Source organism: Alishewanella jeotgali KCTC 22429 (assembly GCF_000245735.1).
GTDB classification, from domain to species: domain Bacteria; phylum Pseudomonadota; class Gammaproteobacteria; order Enterobacterales; family Alteromonadaceae; genus Alishewanella; species Alishewanella jeotgali.
Map to the genome: position 1 here is coordinate 236,211 of NZ_AHTH01000005.1, position 20,253 is coordinate 256,463.

Sequence of the window (20,253 nt, forward strand, 5' to 3'; positions counted from 1 at the left end):
TATTATGGCGACCGGCAAACCAAAAACGGCAGCACCTGTTAACGCTCACAGCCTGAGCGCTAATCAGGTGCTGGCGACGCTTAATAGCGCTGAGCAGGGTTTAACCGCGGCGCAAGCACAGCACCGGGCAGCGCAATACGGCTCTAACCTGCTGCCACAGGCGGCTGGCCCCTCACTGTGGTATCGCTTTTTTAAACACTTTCATGACACCCTGATCTACGTACTGTTATTTTCGGCTGCGGTTACGGCCCTGCTCGGCCACTGGCTGGACACCGCAGTGATTCTGGCGGTGGTGATTATTAATGCCATTATCGGCTTTATTCAGGAAGGTAAGGCCGAACAGGCTTTGGCCGGGATCCGCCAGATGTTGTCGGTGCATGCCAATGTCTGTCGCGATGGCCAGTGGCAGCAAGTGCCGGCCGAGCAGCTGGTGCCGGGCGATGTGGTAAAGATCCGCTCTGGGGATCGGGTTCCGGCCGACTTACGCTTATTAGATACCACTGAGCTGCGGATTGAAGAGTCGGCGCTCACCGGTGAGTCGCAGCCGGTAGCCAAACAAACCGAACCAGTTGCGCCGGATGCGGCACTTGGCGATCGCAGTTGTCTGGCCTTTTCCGGCACCCTGGTCACGTCAGGGCGCGGTATTGCCGTGGTGACCGCTATCGGCGCGGCAACGGAAATTGGTCAAATCAACCAGCTGTTATCCGAAGTACAGGGTATTACCACGCCGCTAACCCGGCAAATGAACCAGTTTGGCCGCTATCTGGCACTGGTAATTGCATTACTGGCGCTATTAATGCTGGCTGTCGGCATGTTGCTACACGACTATAGTCACGCAGAGGTGTTTCTGGCGGCGATTGGTTTTGCAGTAGCGGCGATTCCTGAGGGCTTGCCGGCTATTCTGACCATTACGCTGGCGCTGGGGGTAAAACAAATGGCAGATCGCAAAGCTATTACCCGGCGCTTAAATGCAGTGGAAACCCTGGGCGCGGTAACGGTGATTTGTTCGGATAAAACCGGCACCCTGACCCGTAACGAAATGACGGCCAAAGAAGTCGTCACCGTACAAGGCCTGTATCAGATTAGCGGCGTCGGTTATCAGCCGCAAGGGCAGCTGCGCTTGGCACAAGAGCCGGTAAACCTGGCAGCACATCCGGCGCTGGCAGCGTTAATTGAAGTGATCGCCGTAGCCAACGATAGTCAGCTGGTGGAAAAAGACGGTCAGTGGCTGGTACATGGCGAGCCTACCGAGGGCGCCCTGCTTTGTTTGGCGGAAAAAGCCGGCTTTGAGCGGGAACAACATCAGCGCTTAGCGGTGATCCCGTTTGAGTCGGAAAATAAATTTATGGCCAGTCTGGAACAACACCGCAACGGCAGCCGGCAATTGCTGGTAAAAGGTGCGCCAGATCGCTTATTACCGCGCTGTTCAATACAGCTGAATGCCCAGGGGCAAACCGAGCCATTAAATGAGGCATTCTGGCAGCAGCAACTTAATCTATTAAGCTCGCAAGGGCTAAGGGTGCTGGCCGCTGCGGGCGGTGATACCGAACAAACCGAACTGGGGCTTAACGATTTAACCGGGCTTTGTTTTTATGGCCTGATTGGTATTATCGACCCACCGCGCCCGGAAGCCATTAGCGCTATTGCCGCCTGTCGGGCCGCCGGGATCCGGGTAAAGATGATCACCGGCGATCATGCCGGTACGGCAGAAGCCATTGGCCAGGAGATGGGTTTAGCGGCCGATGCCACGCTTAAGGTCTATACCGGGCAACAGCTGGAGCAAGCCAGTAGCGAACAATTACAGCAGATGGCATTGGCCGGCGATATTTTTGCCCGTACCAGCCCGGAGCATAAATTGCGGCTGGTACAGGCGCTGCAGCAACAGGGCGAAGTGGTGGCGATGACCGGCGATGGCGTCAATGATGCGCCGGCATTAAAACAGGCTGATGTTGGCGTGGCGATGGGCATTAAAGGCTCGGAGGCCAGTAAAGAAGCCGCGGATATTGTGCTGGCTGACGATAACTTTAGCACTATCGCAGCAGCGGTGGCCGAAGGGCGCACCATTTACGATAACCTGCGTAAAGCCATTTTGTTTATTCTGCCAACCAACGGCGCTCAGGGCTTGGTAATGCTTTGTGCCGTGTTATTTGGCATGACACTGCCGCTGACACCTGTACAAATTTTATGGGTAAATATGGTGGTGGCCATTACACTGGCACTGGCGCTGGCGTTTGAACCGGCCGAGCCAGGTGTGATGCAGCGCCCGCCGCGACAAAGTAGCGCAGCGTTGTTAAGTGCTGCCTTTTTGCGCCGTATCGCCCTGGTATCCTTATTAATTGGCGGCAGTGCCATGGCACTATTTCAGCTGGCATTAGCACAGGGCCTGGATCTGGCCACCGCCCGCACGGTAACAGTAACGGCACTGGTGGTGGCGCAGGCCGGTTACTTGCTAAACAGCCGGCATCTGAATAACTTTAGCCTTAAACCCACACTGCTATTTACCAACCGCATTGCCTGGCTGGCGATCGGCATACTGGTGTTGTTACAGCTGGCCTTTGTCTACAGTCCGCTGCTGCAACTGTGGTTTGGCACCCAACCCCTTAGCCTGCAACACTGGTTATGGTCGCTTGGCGCGGCTTTGCTGGTGATGCTGTTGGTTGAAGTAGAGAAAAAGCTACTCTGGTAAGGCTTTGGGGGTCACGGCTTTGGGGGTCAGGTCTTGCTTTTTGCTCAAAAGGCAAAAAGCAAGACCTGACCCCACTTGCTAATTAAAAGTTCTTTGCTAAGTTTAGAGGCGTTATCTCACTGAGGTGAACCTTGGCATGGAATCAAGCAACCTTTCGCAGCTTATTTATTTACTCTACGGCAGTGTCGCAAGCAGTAATTTCCAACCTTTTCTGCAACTGCTCGCCGACATTACCAAGTCGAATAAGGCGTTTATTTCGCTGAAAAAGATAACCGATGATAGCCCGCTATTTATTAATACCGTGTTTAATTTTGACTATTCACCAGCCGCTTTAATTGCCTATCAGCAACGCCACCTTGAAGATCCCTTATTTGAGGTGGTCAGGTATTTACCCGAGGGCGAGATAGTATCCCCGACCGAAGTCATCGAGGTTGATAGCTATAAAAGCTCTGAGTTTTATCATCTGATCCTGGCACCGCTTCGCAGTCATCATGCTTTAGGCATGGTCGTGATCCGGGATGAAAATTATGACTCCAGCCTGGTGATTAATCGCGGTCCGGACGACTCGCCCTATGAACCAGATTGTTATCAGCTTTTAACCCAACTTGGTCCCCATGTGCAGCAAGCCATGCGTTTGTTTACGCTATTCCGGGATATCAGCCAACAACAGGAAATGCTGAAAGTAGTTTTAAATCAAAGTGATAAAGCGCTGCTCGTGCTGGATGGTGATGCAGATATCCAGCTAAGTAATGCACCGGCAGATCGGATCCTGGCCCTGCTGCCCTACTGGACGCGTCAGGGCAATCGCTTTCAATTATGCTTGTCAGCCGAGCAACTGCGCTTTCGAGCTTTACTTAAGCAGTGCTTGCACGCTGAGTTACTTAATCAGGAGCGGCTTTATTTACAGCTGAGTACTGATGATACCAATATGCAGGTTACCCTAACCCTGGCACCACTGCGCTGGTTAGAGCTGGAGAATGGCTGCGACAATCTGTGCTTGTTAACGATTAACTATCAGCAAGCTATTGGCTGGTATGCGGTTAAAACTGAATATGGCCTGACCTCGCGGGAGCTGGAACTGGTCCAGGCGCTGCATAACAACCAGAAACTGACCGAACTCTCAGCGCAAATGCAGATCAGCTACCATACGCTAAGAAAGCACTTACAGACGATTTTTGCTAAGTGCCGGGTTAATTCTCAAAGCGAGCTGATGCTGCTACTTGGCCAGTTTCGGCATTAGCGGTGGTTGTACACAATTTTTATGTTACAGCACTTTAACACTTTCTCTGAAAGGTCGAAGTACGCCAATTGTAGTAGTCTATATATCTCACAACCTACGAACGCCCAAGACTAAAAACAAAATCAAATCATTGATTTTAATCAAATTTTATTTTTGGTGTTTTTCTTGCTTACTTGACTTCGTCGTAACTAAAACGAGGAAGCACAATCATGTTTAAGAAAATCTTTGCTGGCACAGCGCTGCTACTTGCCTGTTGTATGGCGCATGCCAGCTTAATTGAATACAACGGCTACTCCAGAGATAGCTCAAGCAATATTGTTATCGGTGGTGGGCTGGAGTGGCTAATGTGGGATGTCACCAAGGGTATGAGTATCAATGCTGCACTTATACATTACGCGAGCAATGGGTGGGAGCTCGCTTCAAATGATCAAATGACAGCACTGTTTAATGCTTTTGAATTTGGCCGATCGGATTGGTATTCAGTAGAAGATGTGACTTTGTTTTCTTACGTACCTTGGACGCCATCTGAAACAAGTCGCCACTCGCTATTTATTCAAATGTTTGGGATGACCTTTACAACTACTTGTTCATCCTCAATACAAGTTGGTTGTTATATCTCGAGCGATCCCTATATTCGCTCTTCCGCTATATATGGTTCTGATACCGACAGTAATGGGCTATTTAAATTAGCAAGCGTCAATGATGATGCACTCAGACGCTATTGGGGCTGGTCAGGCAATTTTGAATTAGAGCAATATCACCATGAGGCATTACTTTATAATGATTATGTGACATTAAGCTCAACAGTTGCAGGTCACGGTATTGCGCTAGTGCGTCAGATCAACTCGTCACCAACAACCCCATTGCCTGTGTCAGTTCCAACTTCGCTGAGTCTAATTACGTTAGGTTTGATCGGTTTAGCATATCGCCGCAGGATCACGCGCACATACAATGCTTGAGTTTTTATCACTACTTTATACAACAAAACGACAAAATTGCAGCGTTTTAGAACTTTGCCTAAGACGCTGCTTAGATTCATGCTTCAGGTTACGATTGCTCCTAAACTGTCAGGCGAAATGATGGTAAAAAGGCTGGAATGCCCGGAAACATGCCGATAGCTGCCATCACCGTGCATAGCACAATAAATACAATACCTGGCACTATCCAGCGCCCCAGATGCCCTAGACCTTTGCCGCGTTCTTTACAACCGATAATACCCAGATTATCCAGCAATACGGTTAGCGACCAGCCAAACACCGGATTCACTAGCGCTGACGAGAAAATGACAATAGCGGCTGATTGGGTGGTTTTGCCCTCGCGGGTCATTTGCATGCCGGCTTCAAGCAGCGGAATAAAAACGCCAACCATTAAGGCCACACTAAGCACCGGTGGCCATACAGCCAGATCCATGGGATACCCCCAGAGTGCGGCAATAATACAAAATAGCCCGGTAAGCACTGCCCCGGCAGGAATGGGGCGGCGCGCTATTGATGCCGGGATAATATAGGTGCCCCAGGACGAGGCGATGTTACCCCCGCCCAGCAAACTGCCCGTTACCTGACGGGTCGCTGCCGAGCACATGGTATCGTCAATATTCATCAATACTTTGTCTGTCTTTGCCGGGTAATTGAGTTGTTGAAATACCCGGTGTCCGAGGAAATCGGGCGACCACATCGCTACAGCCAGCACCGCAAAGGGCGCAACAGCCAGAAAGTGTTGTAACGTTGGCAGCCCGAGTTGCCAACCGGTGTCGGCTCCCCACCAGTAAGCCGGGTTGAGATTAGGGATACCAGGTTCGGTTTGAAAACTAAAAGGCGCCCCCAAGCTCCAGGCTAACAAGGCCGCCAGTGCCGATCCCAAGGGGATCGCCAACCAACGCTTTTGAATATGCTCCAGATATGCGTATAAGATAATGACTGCCAGGATAATAACAAACGCCAGGTAGGCCATATCAAAACCTGTTGCCCAGCTGAAAAGATGCTTGATTTGGGCTTGTAAGCCAATAAAGCCGAGATACAACAACAAGCCACCACAGACGCCGTTACTGGTAAGTTTGGCCAGTAAGCTTCCTCCCTTGGTAATGCCTAAGATAAAGCCCAAAACGCCAATCAGGATGCCGAGCGCCATGGGATGCCCCCCGGCAGCAACGATCAACGGTATTAATGGGATCAGCGGGCCATGAGTGCCTGCCAGGTTGGCCACCGGATTGAGAAAGCCTGAAATCAAAATAACGAACAGCACTGCAGCGATCAGCATCTCAAAGCGCACGTTCTCGATAACAAAGGCATCGGATAAGCCCAAGGGACCGGCAAAGGCAGCGACAATTGCCGCCACCATCACGATTTTACCAATGGTCGCCGCCGTTGCTGGTACCAGATCTTCCCATTCAAAGCGGTAGTCTTTAAAAGGCAGATTGGGGCGCCAGCGTTTCGGTGCCATCGCCTGTAGCTCGTGTTCCAGATAAGCGGCACGATCAGAGAAGTGCTGCCGCGGCCGGCGCTGTTGCAAATAATCAGAAGGGGGTTTTACAGACATAAAGGATACCAAAAAACACAATGCTGGCATCCTAGGAAGGGATGGCGCTCAGGTCAATGTGGCTAAAGTCGAATAGCTTTTTGCTAACCTTGGCGAAAGGCCGCAACCTTAGCAGATATTTATCGCGCCAGACTGCTGGGTGAAAGTTATCACTCTAGCCGGGCTATCCCGCTGCAGCCCAATAAATTCAGGCGAAGTCGTAAGATAGGTATGGTAATTTTTAGTCTATTAGCTATAGTTAAAAAGGTTAATATTTCACCAGCACAGTGTGCAACTTTGGAGTATAAATAGCGATGATTTCCGCTATCACTAATAGTCCCTTTCCGGTGAACACCTTATTGCGCCAGCAAACCGAGCGCCAGGCACAGCAAGCTGAGCAACAGGCGCAAGCGCTGGAGCAGCAAGCGGCAGCCAAACGACGCGAGGCCAGAGCGGCGCAGCAACAAGCCAGAGAGTTGGACTCTGAAGCCGCCGAATCGGCTAATCGCGCCACCCTATTGCAGCAGAATCTGGCGGCCAGTGATCGTTTGGATACCAGCCAGCAACGAAGTAATGAACGGCTAACAGCAGCGCTTGAGCGTGCCACAGGCGCTGATAATGGTGAAACCGATACCGATGCCGACAATGAAGCGGCTAGTCAGGTAGCCGCATCACGCCGGGAAACTGCCACGCCAACTAATACTGCCAGTAATGCAACGGCGTTGTTTAACTTTATTGCCAGACCACCGGCGTCGGGTAGCGGTTTAATGGTTAATTTGCAGGTTTAGGCGCTAACGTTAAGCGCTGTAACTGCCCCAGCGTCGCCTTTAATCCGACTTCGGCAGCACCACCAATCACATAGACTTGTTCGTCAACAACGACAGCGCCATGGCCATGCCGGGCTATAGGTAAGGACGTTAGCGCTTGCCAGCGATCTTCAGCTGGCAGGTATTGCCAAACGGTACTGAATACGCCACCACCATCGATAAAGTGCTCGCCACCAAAAACTAATAAGGTATCGGCAACTACGGCTGCGGCCAGTCCTGCCTGGGCCTCTGGTAACGGAGCCCGTTGTTGCCAGCTGTTACTTTGTGGATCAAATACTTCGTGCACAGCCAGATTACCCGCTGCGACCGTTCGACCGCCTACCACATGCCAACGCCCGTGCAGCAAAGCTCCGGCCGCACTGTTACGCGCGGTAGGCAATGCGGCCGCTTCCGTGATTTGATAACTGGCGGGGTCGAAGATCCAATGCCAGGCGACATCAGTGTTGTCGCGCCACTGGCCATTTTTTTCTGCCGTCGCAGTGCGACCAGAGGCCAGATGAACCTTACCGTCAATCACGCTAGCTACGGCTTCACTCAGGGGGGCCGGTAGCTCAGCGACTTTTTGCCATTGGCCATTTTGCGGATTTAATAACAAAATATCCGGGCTGTTGGTCCACCAGCCTTGTTCTGTCACAACAAAACCACCAAAGGAGAACAGCTGGTTAGCCACGGATACCAGATAACTATGATGCCGCGGTTCAGGTAAGTCATTGCCCTGTTGCCATTGCCGCTGGTTAAGTGAGTACTGCTGTACTTTAGCCGTTACCGGCGGCGTATCTTGGCCCAGGGTACTGCTTAAGCCACCGACAACCCAGATCTGCTGTTGATGCACGGCGGGATAGATTTCCTGTACCGGTAACGGCATAGCCGCTTCGTCTTGCCAGCTACTGCTGACTACCGTACTCCCTATCAAGATAGCACTCAGTTGCAATAAAAAAGTATTTAACATAGGGGTTTGCCTCAATTTAGGTTTGGGTCTGCAGCTAAGATTATTTAAATCGACAATTAACAATAAAATTACACAACAACAATGGAGTGTGTTATACCTAAATATAAAGCTTATCATGCTTGGCTTAAAAATTTATTCCACGGCCAGCCAACCAGCAGAAAATTCAGGACGTAAGTATTAATGGAACTGTCAAGCTGGATGAATAGGGATGCTAATGCCCAGGTTAGTTAATTTTATGCAGCACAGCCAGGCTGCAAGCTGGCTGGTGTGTATTGCTTTACTGTTGGTACTATTTACTGACAGCCTGACGCAGCTTGGATTTGCACACGGCATCCTCTACACGCCTGTTATTGCTTTAGCCGGTCTAAGCACCAACCGTTTGTTGTTACATGGCTCTGCGCTGTTTGCTCTTTTCGGCATTTGGCTGGGCTTTTTTATTGCACCCACTGCGCCTGCCGAATTCTCGGCGTTTTATGTTATCGCAAACCGCAGTATTTCTTGCCTTGCCATACTGTTGTTATGGTGGTTTGGGATACAGGGGATCCAATTTCGACGCGCCCAACAACAACAGCAGCAGCATGAATCGCAAATGCGTTTGGATTTGGCGCTGGTTAACAAGGTGGCAGGGTTAAGTCATTGGTGGCTGGATTGTCACCAGAAGAAAGTTAAACTGGATACGATTAGCCAGCATTTATTAGGGGTAACACTTAGTGAATTAACACTGGAACAATTTGTCTGCTGTTTTGAATGGCATGAACAAGAGGATTTAAAGCAACAACTGGAGCAGGTTTTAACCAGAGCTGAGCCGTTAAGCCTGGAATTGAAGCTACACAACGAGCACCACAGCGCTATCTGGGTGAGATTAATTGCCTATGCCGATCCGGCAGAGCTGGAGCTGATCCGCGGGCTGCTGCAAAATATTCAACAGCATTACGACGAAGCGCAGCGTGCCAACTCATTACAATTACGCTTTAAGCAATTGGCTGACAGTATGCCGGTGAAGGTATGGACAGCGACAGCGGACGGCATGATTGATTTTGTCTCGGATACGTTCGCGCAATTTAGTGGCAAAACAACCAGTCAGATTGTTAGTGATTGGTTAGCATTACTACACCCGGATGACCGCGAGCGCACTGCGGCTTATTGGCTAAAATGTGTTAGCAGCAAGAGCCATTATCAAATTGAATTTCGGATATGCCGCCAAGACGGCAGCTATATCTGGCATTTGACCTCGGCCCGACCAATCTATGATGACAGAGGCCAACTACTGTATTGGTTTGGCTCGGCGATGGACATCAGCGAACAAAAGCGGCTGTGGCAACAGACTGACCAACTGCGACAAGCGCTCTATCAAACCCTTAATGATGTGTCAGATCCGTTCTTTACTCTGGATCAGCACCTGAATTTTACTTTTATGAATCAAAGTGCGCTGGAGCTGTTTGCCGATCCGAAAATACCGGTAATGGGTAAAGCGTTGACCGAAGTATTTTATCGTCCCGGTCAGGATTTTAGTGGCTTGACCAGCGCAATCCAACGCAGTTTTATGCGCAGCAAGCCTGAGCAGTTGCGCTTGCGCGTACCCAATATTTCTACTGAAGTTACTCTGCTGCTGTATCCATCAGACTCCGGGATCCATGTGTTGTTACAGCCAGACCCGGCGACAACCACTTAGAAATCAATAGTGGCTGTTAGAGTGAGCTCTTTGGCTGTGTTCGGGTGTTGCAAACGGATCTGTTGCGCATGCAACAATAATCGGGGAGCCATGGCGGCCTGCGCCGGCGAGGCGTAAAGGCTGTCCCCCAGGATCGGATGGCCAATGGCAGCCAAATGCAAGCGCAGCTGATGCGAGCGACCTGTTACCGGCTCCAGCTCCACTAAAGTGCTGTCGTCCCCTGCCCGGTATTCCAGCACACGATAATGTGTTAATGAAGGCTTACCGGTTAGCTGACAAATTTTATACAGTGGCCGGCGCTCAGCGTCTGGTGCGATTGGCAAATTAATTTCTCCGACAGCAGCGGATAATTGGCCGGCCACGCGGGCCTGATAGAGCTTGCTAATGCTTCTCGCCTGAAATTGCTTACTTAGCGCTGACAGTGCTTTTTTAGTCAGTGGCAGCAGCACTATGCCAGAGGTGTCGTAATCCAGCCGGTGCACCACCTGTGCGCCCGGGAATTCACACTGTACCCGGCTAATCAAGCAGTCGCGGTTCGCCGGATGCCGGCCCGGCACAGTTAACAGTTTAGTCGGCTTATCAACCACCAATAAGGCTTCATCCTGATACAGGATGTGGTAGGCCTGGTTGGTTGCCGGCAAAATTGCCAATTCGTCTAACGCCGCTGTCATAATCCGGTTCCTATGCTGTAATGCAGCGCATTATAACCAAGTTAGCCTGAGGCGTGTCGACGTTTGCTGATTGAGTTTTGTAAATCTGGCGGCGTTTTAATCGCGAAACGAAACAACACCCCCTAACGGTTGGCAAAAAAGCCTTGCAGGCGGCGCCAAAGCCGTTAAGCTGCCGCCAAGATGGTGATAAGTTGCGGATTTACAGATGAGTGCGTATCAGTTCTACCAGCCTCCGTCAGGCTCGCTGCAAATTTTGTATCAGGATAAAGATTTGCTGGTGGTGAATAAACCCAGCGGCTTGCTGACAAATCCCGGCCGGGCGTTAGAGCTTAGCGATTCACTGCTTAGCCGGGTACAGCGCGAGTTTCCAACCGCGTTATTGGTGCACCGGCTGGATCTCGGAACCTCAGGTGTGGTGGTGTTTGCGTTAAGACGCAAGGCGGAGCGTGAGTTAAAACGGCAATTTGCCGAGCGGCTGGTTAAAAAGCGCTATCTTGCGGTAGTCGCCGGTGTAATGTCAGCTGAGCCGGGAGAAATTAATCTGCCCCTGAGTGCTGATCCGGATCAGGCGCCCAAACAGCGGGTGGATGCTGCCGGTAAACCCGCACAAACCTTTTATCAACGCATTGCGGTACGGCAAGACTGTAGTTTAGTAGAACTAAGACCGGTAACCGGGCGCTCACATCAGCTAAGAGTGCATCTGGCCGCGTTGGGCCATCCGATCCTGGGGGATAATTTTTATGCCTCGCCCGAACAGGCAGCGGCAGCCCCCCGTTTACTGCTGCATGCCGCAGAACTGCGTTTACAGCAGCCATACAGCCAGCAACCCCTGCTCTTTACCGCCGATACCGACTTTGTTAGTGCCAACGGTAACTGGTGAGCAAAGGTAGTTCAGTAAAGCGCAGGGCCGCCCTTCAGCTCAGCTGGCTGAAGGATGGCCCCGGTGACAAGGTTAGAGATTTTGTTCAAACAGTTTGTAGATACGGCGGTACTCGTCCAGCCAGCTGCTTGGTTGCCGGAAACCATGATTCTCCACCGGATAGATCGCGGTTTCAAAGTGAATGATTTCCTGCTCAATCAGCCGTTGTACCAAACGCACCACATCCTGGAAGAACACATTATCATCGACCATAGGGGCGTTGATCAGCAGTGGCTTTTTCAGACCCTGAGTAAAGTAGATCGGTGAACTGCGTTCATAAGCAATAGGATCGATATCCGGCGTGTTCAGAATATTTGAGGTATAAGGGTGGTTATAATAAGCCCAGTCACTAACCGGCCGCAGTGCCGCCCCGGCCTGGAACAACTCAGGCTCTTTAAACAGCGCCATAAAGGTCATAAAGCCACCGTAAGAGCCACCATAGGTACCGATGCGCTTACGATCAACATTGGCATGTTTTACCAGCCACTCGACACCATCGACCAGATCCTGAATTTCCGGTGTTCCCATCTGACGGTAAATGGCAGTACGCCAGTCACGGCCATAGCCTTTTGATGCCCGGAAATCCATATCCATCACTACATAACCCTGTTGTACCAGCAGGTTGTGGAAGAAGAACTCTCGGAAGTAACCCGACCAACCCAGATCGCTGTTTTGCAGATAGCCGGCACCGTGGTTAAAGATCACTGCCCGGCGCGCTTCACCCTGCTGATAATCTGCTGGCAGATAGACCTTGCTAAATACCGGATGCTTGCCATGGCTGGACGGTACAGCTACCACCTGTGGCGCCACCAGCGGTAACTCGCGGAACTGTGCCGAAATGGTATTGGTTAATTGCTTTAGCTCAGCGCCTGGTCGGGCATCCGCGACGTACAACTCAGGTGGCAACAGGTTAGTAGAATGGCGCAGTAATAACTTTTGCTCATCCGGTGATAAGGTAAACTCGGTGCTACCCAGCAGGTTGGTCAGCTGTTCAATTTGTCCGTTAGCCAGCGCCAACCGGTACACATTGTAAATACCAGGATGGCTGACGTTGGCGGTGTAATACAGATACTGGTCATTATGCGTCAGTACCGGATTGCTCACCTCAAAGGTGCCGGCAGTCAGTTTCTTCGGGTTACGATCTTTCAGGCCCTTGGTATACAGATGGGAGTAACCACTCTCTTCTGACAGGAAATACAGGGTTTCGCTGTTGTTTAACCAGCCAAAGTCGTTAAAGGCGTAGTTAACCCAGGCTTTATCATGTAAGCGGTGCTGTGGTTGTAACTTTTTGCCTACCAGATCAACAGTCGCGATCCAGCGGTCTTTGTTATCAAAGGCCTTTAACATGACCGCCAGCTGCTGACCATTCGGGTGCCAACGCAGCGCGCTCTGGCTCCAGTACCAATCGGTCATTAAACCAATATCGCGGATAACCTTGGCACTCTTATAGGTTTCGCCCCGCGCCTTGGCATTTTCCGCTTTAACCTCAGCCAGAACATCTTCGTTATAGCCCGGTAAACTGGTATAGCTCAGTTCATGCTGACTGCCATCGCGTAAATCAACCAGGATCAGCTTCTGTGGCTCAGGTTTAAAGTCGTTTACCCTGGCCCGTACCGGCTGCGCCAGAATATCGCCGGTTGCCGAAATATAGTTCGGCATAATGTCTTTCTCGTTGCGGCTGCTTTGCTTGCGACTGGCCAGGATCAGATGAGTACCGGCCGGTGATAAGCTGGCATCGACAATTTGCTGGCCTTTACCAACATAGATAGCAGCTGGCGCTAAACTGGCGTTTTGTTGCCGTAATTGTTGCTGTGCGTCAAAGCGCTCTGCCTGGTTGCGTTGTTGCAGCGCGACAAACTCCAGCAACTTATGTTGCTCCTGCGCCAGATAGCCTTTGGGCACGGCTGGTGCTTTTGGCGCATCTTCGGTCTTCAGGCTGGCCAGCTCGGTATGACTGCCGTTGTTAAAATCGTAAGCGATAAAATCCCAGCCTTGCTGATACACCAGGCGACCATCCAGCAAAAATTGCGGCCGGCTGTGGCTGCTGTTGCTGCGGGTTAACTGCAGTAACTCACCGTTTTGCAGCACAAACACATTGCCTTCAAACACATAGGCCGCTTTGCTGCGATCACTGTTATACACCAGCTGCGAGGCGCCCATCTGATGCCAGTGCGCCAGCTTAACCAGCTCACCGTTGCCCTCGGCTAACAAGGGGCGGCTAAACCAATCCCGTAACTCACTACCCTCGCGTTTACGCTGGTAATAAATGGTGCTGCTGTCCGGCGACCAGAACGCCGTTTCCGGCTGACGGCCCAACCAATCCGGATCAGCCATGATTTGTTCCATGGTAAAACGAATATCTGGGTTAGCGCTAAAGACCTGCTGCACGCTGATGGTGTCAGTAGTCCAGGTTTGCGGTTCGGCTTTGGCCAGGGCAGCGCTGCTATGCCAGCACAGCGCGGTTAAGCTTAGTGAGAGTAAGGCTTTACGGAATGTTTTCATTGTTTTGGTTCTTACTAATGACAAGACCGCACAGTTATACAAAGGCTGCCTAGAGAACGCAACCTTATGCGGCTGAATGCAACAGGGATACGCCGAAAAGCACCAAGCCGGCGCGAGCCGGCTTGGTGGACGTTCTTAACGCGAGTTTTTATAACGATGTTGGCTAACCTCGTTAGATAAAGAGTCGCTTGGCCAGTTCGGTCAACTGTTGCTGTGCGCCTGTCAGACCTTCTTCTGCCGCTTCCGGGCCCATATTCAGGCCTTCCGCATACACAAAATGCAGCTGGGTCAGACCAACGAAGTTAAAGAAGGTTTTCAGGAACGGAACCTGAGAGTCCGCTGGCGAATTAGCATAAACACCACCGCGGGCCAGAGCGAAGATCACTGGCTTATCTTTTAACAAGCCAACCGGGCCAGTTTCGGTGTATTTAAAGGTGACACCGGCACGAGCCAGGCGATCTAACAAGGCTTTTAACTGGCTTGGCAGCGCGAAGTTATACATCGGCACACCAAAGACGATGGCATCTGCCGCTTCAACTTTAGCAATCAATTCATCTGAATAAGCCGCCAGTACTTGTTGCTCGCTGCTGCGCTCGGCGGCTGGTGTCATCCAGGCGCCGATTTCGCTCATTTCCAGATGCGGCAACGGCTGTGCATTTAAATCAATTTCCGTTACCTGGGCGCCAGACAGCTGTGCCAGTAAAAACTGCACCAGCTTGTTAGAGTTACCATTGCTACCGCTGATTGAGCTATTAATTACCAGAATGTTTTTCATCGTTGCCTCCTTTGGCTAATCCAATAAAGCTAGTTTACTTAGATTTTTTAGAAAAAAAATCCGATAATCTTGCTGTTTATGTTCGATTTATTGATTGATAAAAAATCAATCTACTCAGTGTCAGGCCGCGTAAAACATCAGGAACCCATTAGAACAGCTACTGGCCATACCAGGAAAACGAATTATGTTGGATTCTACCGTGCTGACAGGGCATCATGAGCACTCGGGGACGACCACGAGGATGCCAGACCGAATGACTATCAGTGCCGAGAGCGCCGAGCCACATATCCGCACCGGTCAATGGGAAGATGCCTTGACCTTTGTTGCCTTGCACGCCGATAAATCGGCTTATGCGGAGTTGTTTAATTATTTTGCGCCACGGTTAAAAGCCTTTGGTATGAAAATGTTCGGTAACGAACAACAGGCGCTGGAGATGGTGCAGGACACCATGCTAAACGTTTGGAAGAAAGCCCGCTTATTTGATCCCAGTCGTGGCTGTGCTTCAACCTGGATTTTTACCATTGCCCGTAATGTACGCTTCGACATGCTGCGTAAAAAGCAGAGTCGTAAAGATGACATTAGTGCGGATGATCTGTGGGCCGACGGTGATTATCCGGAGCTGGAAGAGTCCGCCACCGATCAGTGGGAAACCATGTTACTCAGCGAAAAGCTGGCACCGTTTTTTGATGCCTTACCTGTCGCACAGCGGCTGGTAATGCAAAAAGTTTATCTGGAAGAAAAATCACATCAGGAAGTAGCAGAAGAGCTCGACATCCCGCTGGGTACCGTTAAATCACGGATCCGGTTGGCGTTAGACCGTTTAAGAGAGGCATTAGATGACACACGCAGTTAAATACCATCCCGGCATGATGTTAATGGAACAATATGTTGCCGGCACTCTGTCGGCTGATGTGGCTCTTGCCGTAGCCACTCATATTGATTTGTGCCCGCATTGTCAGCGTGTTTGTCAGGATATTCATAACGACCAGGCTGATGTGTTAGCGAGTATGCCGCTTGAGCAGGACGACACTGACGATTTTAGCGCGCTGCTGGCGGAAATCACCGGGCAGCCTCAGCTTGATAAGCCACGGCAGAAAGCGGCTCGCGAACTGGTAAAAGTTCAGATCAACGGTCGTGAGTTTGCTATTCCGCGCGCGCTAAGCCGCCTGGCTGAGCAGCAGGGCAAGTGGCTGCAGCTTGGTGGTATTGCCACCGCCAAGTTACCGGCGGGCGATAAGATGCATGTGTCGTTATTGTATATTGATAAGGGCACAGAAATTCCGAACCATACCCACTTGGGTCTGGAAATGACACTGGTACTAAGCGGCACGATTTGTGATGAAAATGGCGAGTATGGTGCCGGGGACTTGTTAATCAACACCCCAGCCGACACCCATACGCCGCATACCCGGGCTGATGAAGACTGTTTATGCCTGTCGGTGTTAAGCGCGCCACTGAAATTTAACAAGGGTTTGGTACGGTTACTGAACCCATTACAGCAGTTTTTCTATTAACGGTTTACCTGATGCAGCATGTTTGCGCCGGCTCTGCCGGCGTTTTTTTTACTAAGTGGTGGCAGCACTAACTGAGTAATGCCACCCCACCCTGCAGATTCCACAATTTGCTAAAACCGAGGCGCCGCAGCACCCGTGCCGCCAGCAAGCTGCGATTACCACTGCGACAAACCAGTAATAAGCTCTGCTCTGGTTGTAACTGTTGTTGCAATACTGCGTCGCAAAGCCGGGACAAGGGTACTTCGAGCACTTCAGCCTTAACCGGTAAATAGCGGCTTAGGGCGCCTGCGCTCTGCTCATAGGGCTCACGCACATCCAGCACGACCAAACCAGGTTCTGCTAATAAGTCTGGCAGCTGTGCCGACTGCAGTAAGGCAATGGCATCGTCGTTAGCCACTTCAACATAGCCACATAGGTGACTGCTGGCTTGCTGCAACTGCCAACATTGCTGATTTAACACCTGCTGCCATTGTTGCTGCGGTGCGCCGGCCAATAGGCTTTCCAGCAGCGGGCTTTCCTGTAGCGCCAGACTTAAACGGGTGACAAAGCGCTGTGCATAATCATGGCTGGAAAACAGCAAGGTTTCGGGGTAAAGCTGAGCCGCCAGCTGTTGCAGGCTGTGTTGTAACATCAGCGCATCGCCACCTGCCAGATCGGTGCGGCCAATGCCGCCGGGTAATAGCAGATCGCCGACAAAGGCGGCTTTCAGCTCACCAGCTTGTTTTAGCAACAGGCTATAGGCCAGTGGACTATGGCCGGGTGTGGCGATACGGCTTAACTGGTAGGGGCCGATGTGCAGCTGTTGTTGATCCTGCGGCCAACCGGTTTGATCAAACTTTTGGCCGCTAAAGAGTTGACGTAACAGCAGCGCAGCTTGTCCGGCTTGCTGGTGTATATGAGTTTCCAGCACAGCGACCAGCTTTAGGCCGCGGCTTTGAACAATATTCGATAAACGCTCGGTCAGCGCCAGCACCGGATCAATAATCAGGGCTTGCCGGCTTTGCTGACACAGCAGTAAATAACTGCAGCAGGCATCATGTTTAAACTGATACAGGCCGCTGCTGGTCGGTATATTCAACGGATCGCCATCTGTTAATACCAGGCCATGTTGCTTAACCACCGGCACCAGGCTGAGGATGCGTTGACAGGCTTGCTCACATTCGGCCTGACTAAACGCCGGCCCAAAGGATAAGCGGATCGCCCCTTCACTGCGCCAGCGCTCCAGCCCCATCGCATCCAGCACAAAGCTACCTGTGACTTTTGAACTACAGGCCGATCCTGAGCTGACCCGAATACCGGCAGCGTCGAATAGATCCAGAATATCTTTGGCAAAAAAGCCGGGGACCGAGAAGTTTAACGTGGTTGGCAGTGCCTGCGGTAAATCGCTGTTTAGCACCAGTGCCGGAAATAACTGACGTAGTGCCGCTAAGAGTTGTTCGCGGTATTGATAAAGTTGGTTGCTACCGACAAAGATGCTGTGCTCGGGATCCAGCAATTGCTGAAAGATATAGTTTAGCGCAGCAATACCCGGCAGGTTTTCGGTACCAGAGCGTAAGCCACCTTCCTGGCCACCACCGGTGATCAGTGGCTGATAAGGTGCCCCTTTGCGCACATATAAAAAGCCGATGCCTTTGGGGGCATAAAGCTTATGGCCACTAAAGGGGGCATAATCAATGCGGCTTGCCGCCAGATTGAGCGGCATTTTGCCCAGCGCCTGTACACAGTCAACCAACCAGTAAGCATCAGCATTATGCTGGTTCAACAACTGCTCAATCGCCTGCAAATCCTGCTGCACACCGGTTTCGTTATTGGCCGCCATAGTACAGACCAGTGCTGCCTGTGGCAGCAGCTCTGCCAGGGCCTCTAAGTCGAGCAGACCATTGGCAAGTACCGGGATGGCACGGATACTGGCATTAAGTTGTAGCAGGCTATTCCAGTGTTTCAGACTCTCCGGCACTGCCTTGTGTTCGGTTGCGCCATAAAGTAACAGGGTGTCAGGCCCCGCCAAGCCTCGCTCACGGATCGCCAGCAATGCCGACAGCACTGAAGTTTGGATGCCTTCGGTAGCACCTGAGGTAAAGATAATGTCGCCGTTATCAGCGCCCAATAATTGGCGCGCCAGCTTGCGGCTGTGCTCTAACAACGCCTTGGCTTTAATGCCGGTACTGTGCGTACTGCTGGGATTACCAAAATCCTGTTGCATACATTGCAACACGGCTTCCGCCGCGCCGGGTAGCACCGCCGTGGTGGCGTTGTTATCCAGATAGATCTCACTGACTTTCCGGCAGGTCATGGCATCTGCTGACATCTTGGGCTCCGCTAAGGACTCACTTATAACAATTGGGAATATCTTATATCAAAAAGTGTAGTCAGCCCAGTGCAGCAGGTATAAAAAAGCCGCAGAGCGGGCTGCGGCTTTTATCTTAGCCTAACTTGGCTTATTCCATCAGATCGCGCGGAATGGTCGGCCGCAGTTCAGACCAGATCTTACCGCTGTCAATACCATATTTACGCACCGCCATCACCACATCATCATGCTTACCGGCCTGGGCCAGGGCTTTTAATTGCTGATAGTACTGGCGGGCCAGTTCCCGCGCTGCGGGGCTGGAAAAGTAAAAACGGGCAATTTTGTTATACAAACCACGGAAACCATTTAAAATCAGCACATAGATCCGGTTTGACGAATGTAAAGCCAATTCATGGTTCAGGTTATAGTCAAAATCAGCAAAGGCTTCGGCGGTATCTTCCAACTGCTCAGAGCCAGTCAGGGCATCAATGACCTGTTGTTGATGGGTTTTAATGGCGCCGCGAATATAAATCGCACTGATATTAGTGCGGGCAGATAACAGCTCGTCGACCAGATCCGGCATCCGCTCTTCGTCCAGCCGGGCCAGGGTTTCCAGAATATTCAGGCCTGAGGTTTCCCAAAAGTTATTTACTTTAGTGGGTTTACCATGCTGAATGGTTAACCAGCCATCACGCGCCAGCCGCTGTAATACTTCACGCAGCGTGGTACGGGTTACACCAATTAATTCTGAGAGTTCACGCTCTGCCGGTAAAATGGAGCCTGGAGCAAATTTGCCATTCCAGATGGAGTCGACAATATATTCTTCGGCAAAGCCCGCCGGGCTTTGCGCTTTAATCAGATTGGTCATGCACCGTTATCCGTGTCAATCATGGTTCTTATAAGTTGGCACTGATTGTACCAGAGCCAATCCCATTAACAAGTCGGCTTGTAAAAATAGCTTGCCAAGCTGAACTAAGGCTTTAGCCCGCATTGTGTATTTTGTTGAAATCCCTTAGATTAGCCAGCAAAACAACAATAACAGACAGCCATACCATGTTTAAAACACTGAAATCCTTATCGATGCAACGCTGGCCTTGGTTGCTGTTAGCGCTAACCGCTTTGGCCATGGAGCTCACCGGGCTGTATTTCCAGTACGCGTTAAATTATCAACCTTGCATTAAATGTATTTATATCCGGGTCGCCTTTGCCGGAATTTTGCTGGCGGCGTTACTGGCTTTGCTGGCACCTCGCAATGTCATGCTGAGGTTTGCCGCGCTGAGCTTATGGCTGGGTAGTGCCTTATATGGCCTATATCAGGCGCAGGAGCTGGTAAACATTGAACAAATTTTAGCTGAGGGGGGCTTTACGACCTGTGCTTTGTTCGCGGATTTTCCAAGCTGGCTGGCGTTAGATAAGTGGCTACCTGCAGTATTTGAGGTTACCGGCACCTGTGGTGGTGTGGACTGGCAATTTGCCAGTTTAAGCATGGCCGGTTGGAGCCGGGTACTGATGGCCGCCTATGGCGTTAGTGCTTTGCTTATTCTGCTGAGCCAATTTAGTAAAATTTCCCGCAATCCGTATCGCGGTTAATCAGCGTTTGCTGTGTTAGCCGATTTCTGGATTTGTCGTTTTCCACGTTAGCCGTTTTCTGTACTAAACTAAACAGGCCGCAATTGCGGCCTGTTTAGTTGCCAGGA

Annotated in this window: 16 protein-coding genes; 9 read left to right on the forward strand and 7 right to left on the reverse strand. The window is 51.1% G+C overall.

What is annotated here, in order from left to right; genetic code table 11:
- The first annotated feature begins 4 nt into the window (after window positions 1–4).
- The 3 genes from AJE_RS02645 (at window position 5) to AJE_RS17920 (ending at window position 4,885) form a co-directional block, all read left to right on the forward strand.
- A complete protein-coding gene (locus AJE_RS02645) occupies window positions 5–2,686 on the forward strand; it encodes an HAD-IC family P-type ATPase (protein ID WP_008949540.1) in 2,682 nt (893 codons plus the stop codon).
- Window positions 2,687–2,822: 136 nt separating this feature from the next.
- On the forward strand, window positions 2,823–3,926 hold the full coding sequence (locus tag AJE_RS02650) for a helix-turn-helix transcriptional regulator (RefSeq protein ID WP_008949541.1): 1,104 nt from the start codon (window positions 2,823–2,825) through the stop codon (window positions 3,924–3,926).
- A gap of 209 nt (window positions 3,927–4,135) precedes the next feature.
- On the forward strand, window positions 4,136–4,885 hold the full coding sequence (locus AJE_RS17920; RefSeq protein WP_008949542.1) for a PEP-CTERM sorting domain-containing protein: 750 nt from the start codon (window positions 4,136–4,138) through the stop codon (window positions 4,883–4,885).
- A gap of 100 nt (window positions 4,886–4,985) precedes the next feature.
- Here AJE_RS17920 and AJE_RS02660 read toward each other — a convergent pair whose 3' ends face one another.
- Window positions 4,986–6,461 (reverse strand): DUF3360 family protein, encoded by a 1,476-nt coding sequence (locus AJE_RS02660; RefSeq protein ID WP_039927926.1) that lies wholly within the window; start codon window positions 6,459–6,461, stop codon window positions 4,986–4,988.
- Window positions 6,462–6,754: 293 nt separating this feature from the next.
- Here AJE_RS02660 and AJE_RS02665 point away from each other — a divergent pair, with 293 nt between their 5' ends.
- Complete coding sequence (locus AJE_RS02665) at window positions 6,755–7,228, forward strand: hypothetical protein (RefSeq protein ID WP_008949544.1); 474 nt, start codon at window positions 6,755–6,757, stop codon at window positions 7,226–7,228.
- On the opposite strand, the gene AJE_RS02670 is transcribed toward AJE_RS02665, so the two are convergent.
- A complete protein-coding gene (locus tag AJE_RS02670) occupies window positions 7,212–8,216 on the reverse strand; it encodes a Kelch repeat-containing protein (protein WP_008949545.1) in 1,005 nt (334 codons plus the stop codon). The genes AJE_RS02665 and AJE_RS02670 overlap by 17 nt on opposite strands.
- Window positions 8,217–8,430: 214 nt before the next feature.
- On the opposite strand from AJE_RS02670, the gene AJE_RS02675 reads away from it, so the two are divergent.
- Window positions 8,431–9,888, forward strand: coding sequence for a PAS domain-containing protein (locus AJE_RS02675; protein ID WP_237709284.1), 1,458 nt, complete (start codon window positions 8,431–8,433; stop codon window positions 9,886–9,888).
- On the opposite strand, the gene AJE_RS02680 is transcribed toward AJE_RS02675, so the two are convergent.
- Window positions 9,885–10,559 (reverse strand): RluA family pseudouridine synthase, encoded by a 675-nt coding sequence (locus AJE_RS02680; protein ID WP_008949547.1) that lies wholly within the window; start codon window positions 10,557–10,559, stop codon window positions 9,885–9,887. The two genes, AJE_RS02675 and AJE_RS02680, sit on opposite strands and share 4 nt — an antisense overlap.
- A gap of 205 nt (window positions 10,560–10,764) precedes the next feature.
- On the opposite strand from AJE_RS02680, the gene AJE_RS02685 reads away from it, so the two are divergent.
- Window positions 10,765–11,439 (forward strand): RluA family pseudouridine synthase, encoded by a 675-nt coding sequence (locus tag AJE_RS02685; RefSeq protein ID WP_008949548.1) that lies wholly within the window; start codon window positions 10,765–10,767, stop codon window positions 11,437–11,439.
- Between the two features lie 72 nt (window positions 11,440–11,511).
- On the opposite strand, the gene AJE_RS02690 is transcribed toward AJE_RS02685, so the two are convergent.
- Complete coding sequence (locus tag AJE_RS02690) at window positions 11,512–13,980, reverse strand: S9 family peptidase (protein ID WP_008949549.1); 2,469 nt, start codon at window positions 13,978–13,980, stop codon at window positions 11,512–11,514.
- 172 nt (window positions 13,981–14,152) lie between these two features.
- On the reverse strand, window positions 14,153–14,755 hold the full coding sequence (locus AJE_RS02695) for an FMN-dependent NADH-azoreductase (RefSeq protein WP_008949550.1): 603 nt from the start codon (window positions 14,753–14,755) through the stop codon (window positions 14,153–14,155).
- Window positions 14,756–15,008: 253 nt separating this feature from the next.
- Here AJE_RS02695 and AJE_RS02700 point away from each other — a divergent pair, with 253 nt between their 5' ends.
- Both AJE_RS02700 and AJE_RS02705 read left to right on the forward strand, forming a co-directional pair.
- The gene (locus tag AJE_RS02700; protein WP_008610140.1) at window positions 15,009–15,608 is read left to right on the forward strand and encodes a sigma-70 family RNA polymerase sigma factor; all 600 of its coding nucleotides are present in this window, start codon (window positions 15,009–15,011) and stop codon (window positions 15,606–15,608) included.
- Entirely contained in the window at window positions 15,592–16,269 is a 678-nt protein-coding gene (locus AJE_RS02705) for a ChrR family anti-sigma-E factor (protein WP_008610139.1), read from the forward strand. The genes AJE_RS02700 and AJE_RS02705 overlap by 17 nt, the downstream gene beginning before the upstream one ends.
- A 67-nt stretch (window positions 16,270–16,336) precedes the next feature.
- Here the strand turns inward: AJE_RS02705 and AJE_RS02710 are convergent, their stop codons facing one another.
- Window positions 16,337–18,577: an aminotransferase class V-fold PLP-dependent enzyme gene (locus tag AJE_RS02710; protein ID WP_008949552.1), complete on the reverse strand. Its 2,241-nt coding sequence runs from the start codon at window positions 18,575–18,577 to the stop codon at window positions 16,337–16,339.
- Between the two features lie 130 nt (window positions 18,578–18,707).
- Window positions 18,708–19,424, reverse strand: a complete 717-nt coding sequence (gene fadR / locus AJE_RS02715; protein ID WP_008949553.1) for a fatty acid metabolism transcriptional regulator FadR — start codon at window positions 19,422–19,424, stop codon at window positions 18,708–18,710.
- A gap of 185 nt (window positions 19,425–19,609) precedes the next feature.
- Between fadR and dsbB the strand changes: the two genes are divergently transcribed.
- Window positions 19,610–20,146, forward strand: coding sequence for a disulfide bond formation protein DsbB (gene dsbB / locus AJE_RS02720; protein ID WP_008949554.1), 537 nt, complete (start codon window positions 19,610–19,612; stop codon window positions 20,144–20,146).
- The last annotated feature ends 107 nt before the right edge of the window (window positions 20,147–20,253 follow it).

Excerpts from the sequence above, each read along its gene's own strand:
- AJE_RS17920 (WP_008949542.1), top strand. The coding sequence starts at position 4,136 with ATGTTTAAGAAAATCTTTGCTGGCACAGCGCTGCTACTTGCCTGTTGT.
- AJE_RS02710 (WP_008949552.1), bottom strand. The coding sequence starts at position 18,577 with ATGTCAGCAGATGCCATGACCTGCCGGAAAGTCAGTGAGATCTATCTG.
- dsbB (WP_008949554.1), top strand. The coding sequence starts at position 19,610 with ATGTTTAAAACACTGAAATCCTTATCGATGCAACGCTGGCCTTGGTTG.
- AJE_RS02675 (WP_237709284.1), top strand. The coding sequence starts at position 8,431 with ATGCCCAGGTTAGTTAATTTTATGCAGCACAGCCAGGCTGCAAGCTGG.
- fadR (WP_008949553.1), bottom strand. The coding sequence starts at position 19,424 with ATGACCAATCTGATTAAAGCGCAAAGCCCGGCGGGCTTTGCCGAAGAA.
- AJE_RS02665 (WP_008949544.1), top strand. The coding sequence starts at position 6,755 with ATGATTTCCGCTATCACTAATAGTCCCTTTCCGGTGAACACCTTATTG.
- AJE_RS02685 (WP_008949548.1), top strand. The coding sequence starts at position 10,765 with ATGAGTGCGTATCAGTTCTACCAGCCTCCGTCAGGCTCGCTGCAAATT.
- AJE_RS02660 (WP_039927926.1), bottom strand. The coding sequence starts at position 6,461 with ATGTCTGTAAAACCCCCTTCTGATTATTTGCAACAGCGCCGGCCGCGG.
- AJE_RS02680 (WP_008949547.1), bottom strand. The coding sequence starts at position 10,559 with ATGACAGCGGCGTTAGACGAATTGGCAATTTTGCCGGCAACCAACCAG.
- AJE_RS02690 (WP_008949549.1), bottom strand. The coding sequence starts at position 13,980 with ATGAAAACATTCCGTAAAGCCTTACTCTCACTAAGCTTAACCGCGCTG.
- AJE_RS02695 (WP_008949550.1), bottom strand. The coding sequence starts at position 14,755 with ATGAAAAACATTCTGGTAATTAATAGCTCAATCAGCGGTAGCAATGGT.
- AJE_RS02700 (WP_008610140.1), top strand. The coding sequence starts at position 15,009 with ATGACTATCAGTGCCGAGAGCGCCGAGCCACATATCCGCACCGGTCAA.
- AJE_RS02670 (WP_008949545.1), bottom strand. The coding sequence starts at position 8,216 with ATGTTAAATACTTTTTTATTGCAACTGAGTGCTATCTTGATAGGGAGT.
- AJE_RS02645 (WP_008949540.1), top strand. The coding sequence starts at position 5 with ATGGCGACCGGCAAACCAAAAACGGCAGCACCTGTTAACGCTCACAGC.
- AJE_RS02705 (WP_008610139.1), top strand. The coding sequence starts at position 15,592 with ATGACACACGCAGTTAAATACCATCCCGGCATGATGTTAATGGAACAA.
- AJE_RS02650 (WP_008949541.1), top strand. The coding sequence starts at position 2,823 with ATGGAATCAAGCAACCTTTCGCAGCTTATTTATTTACTCTACGGCAGT.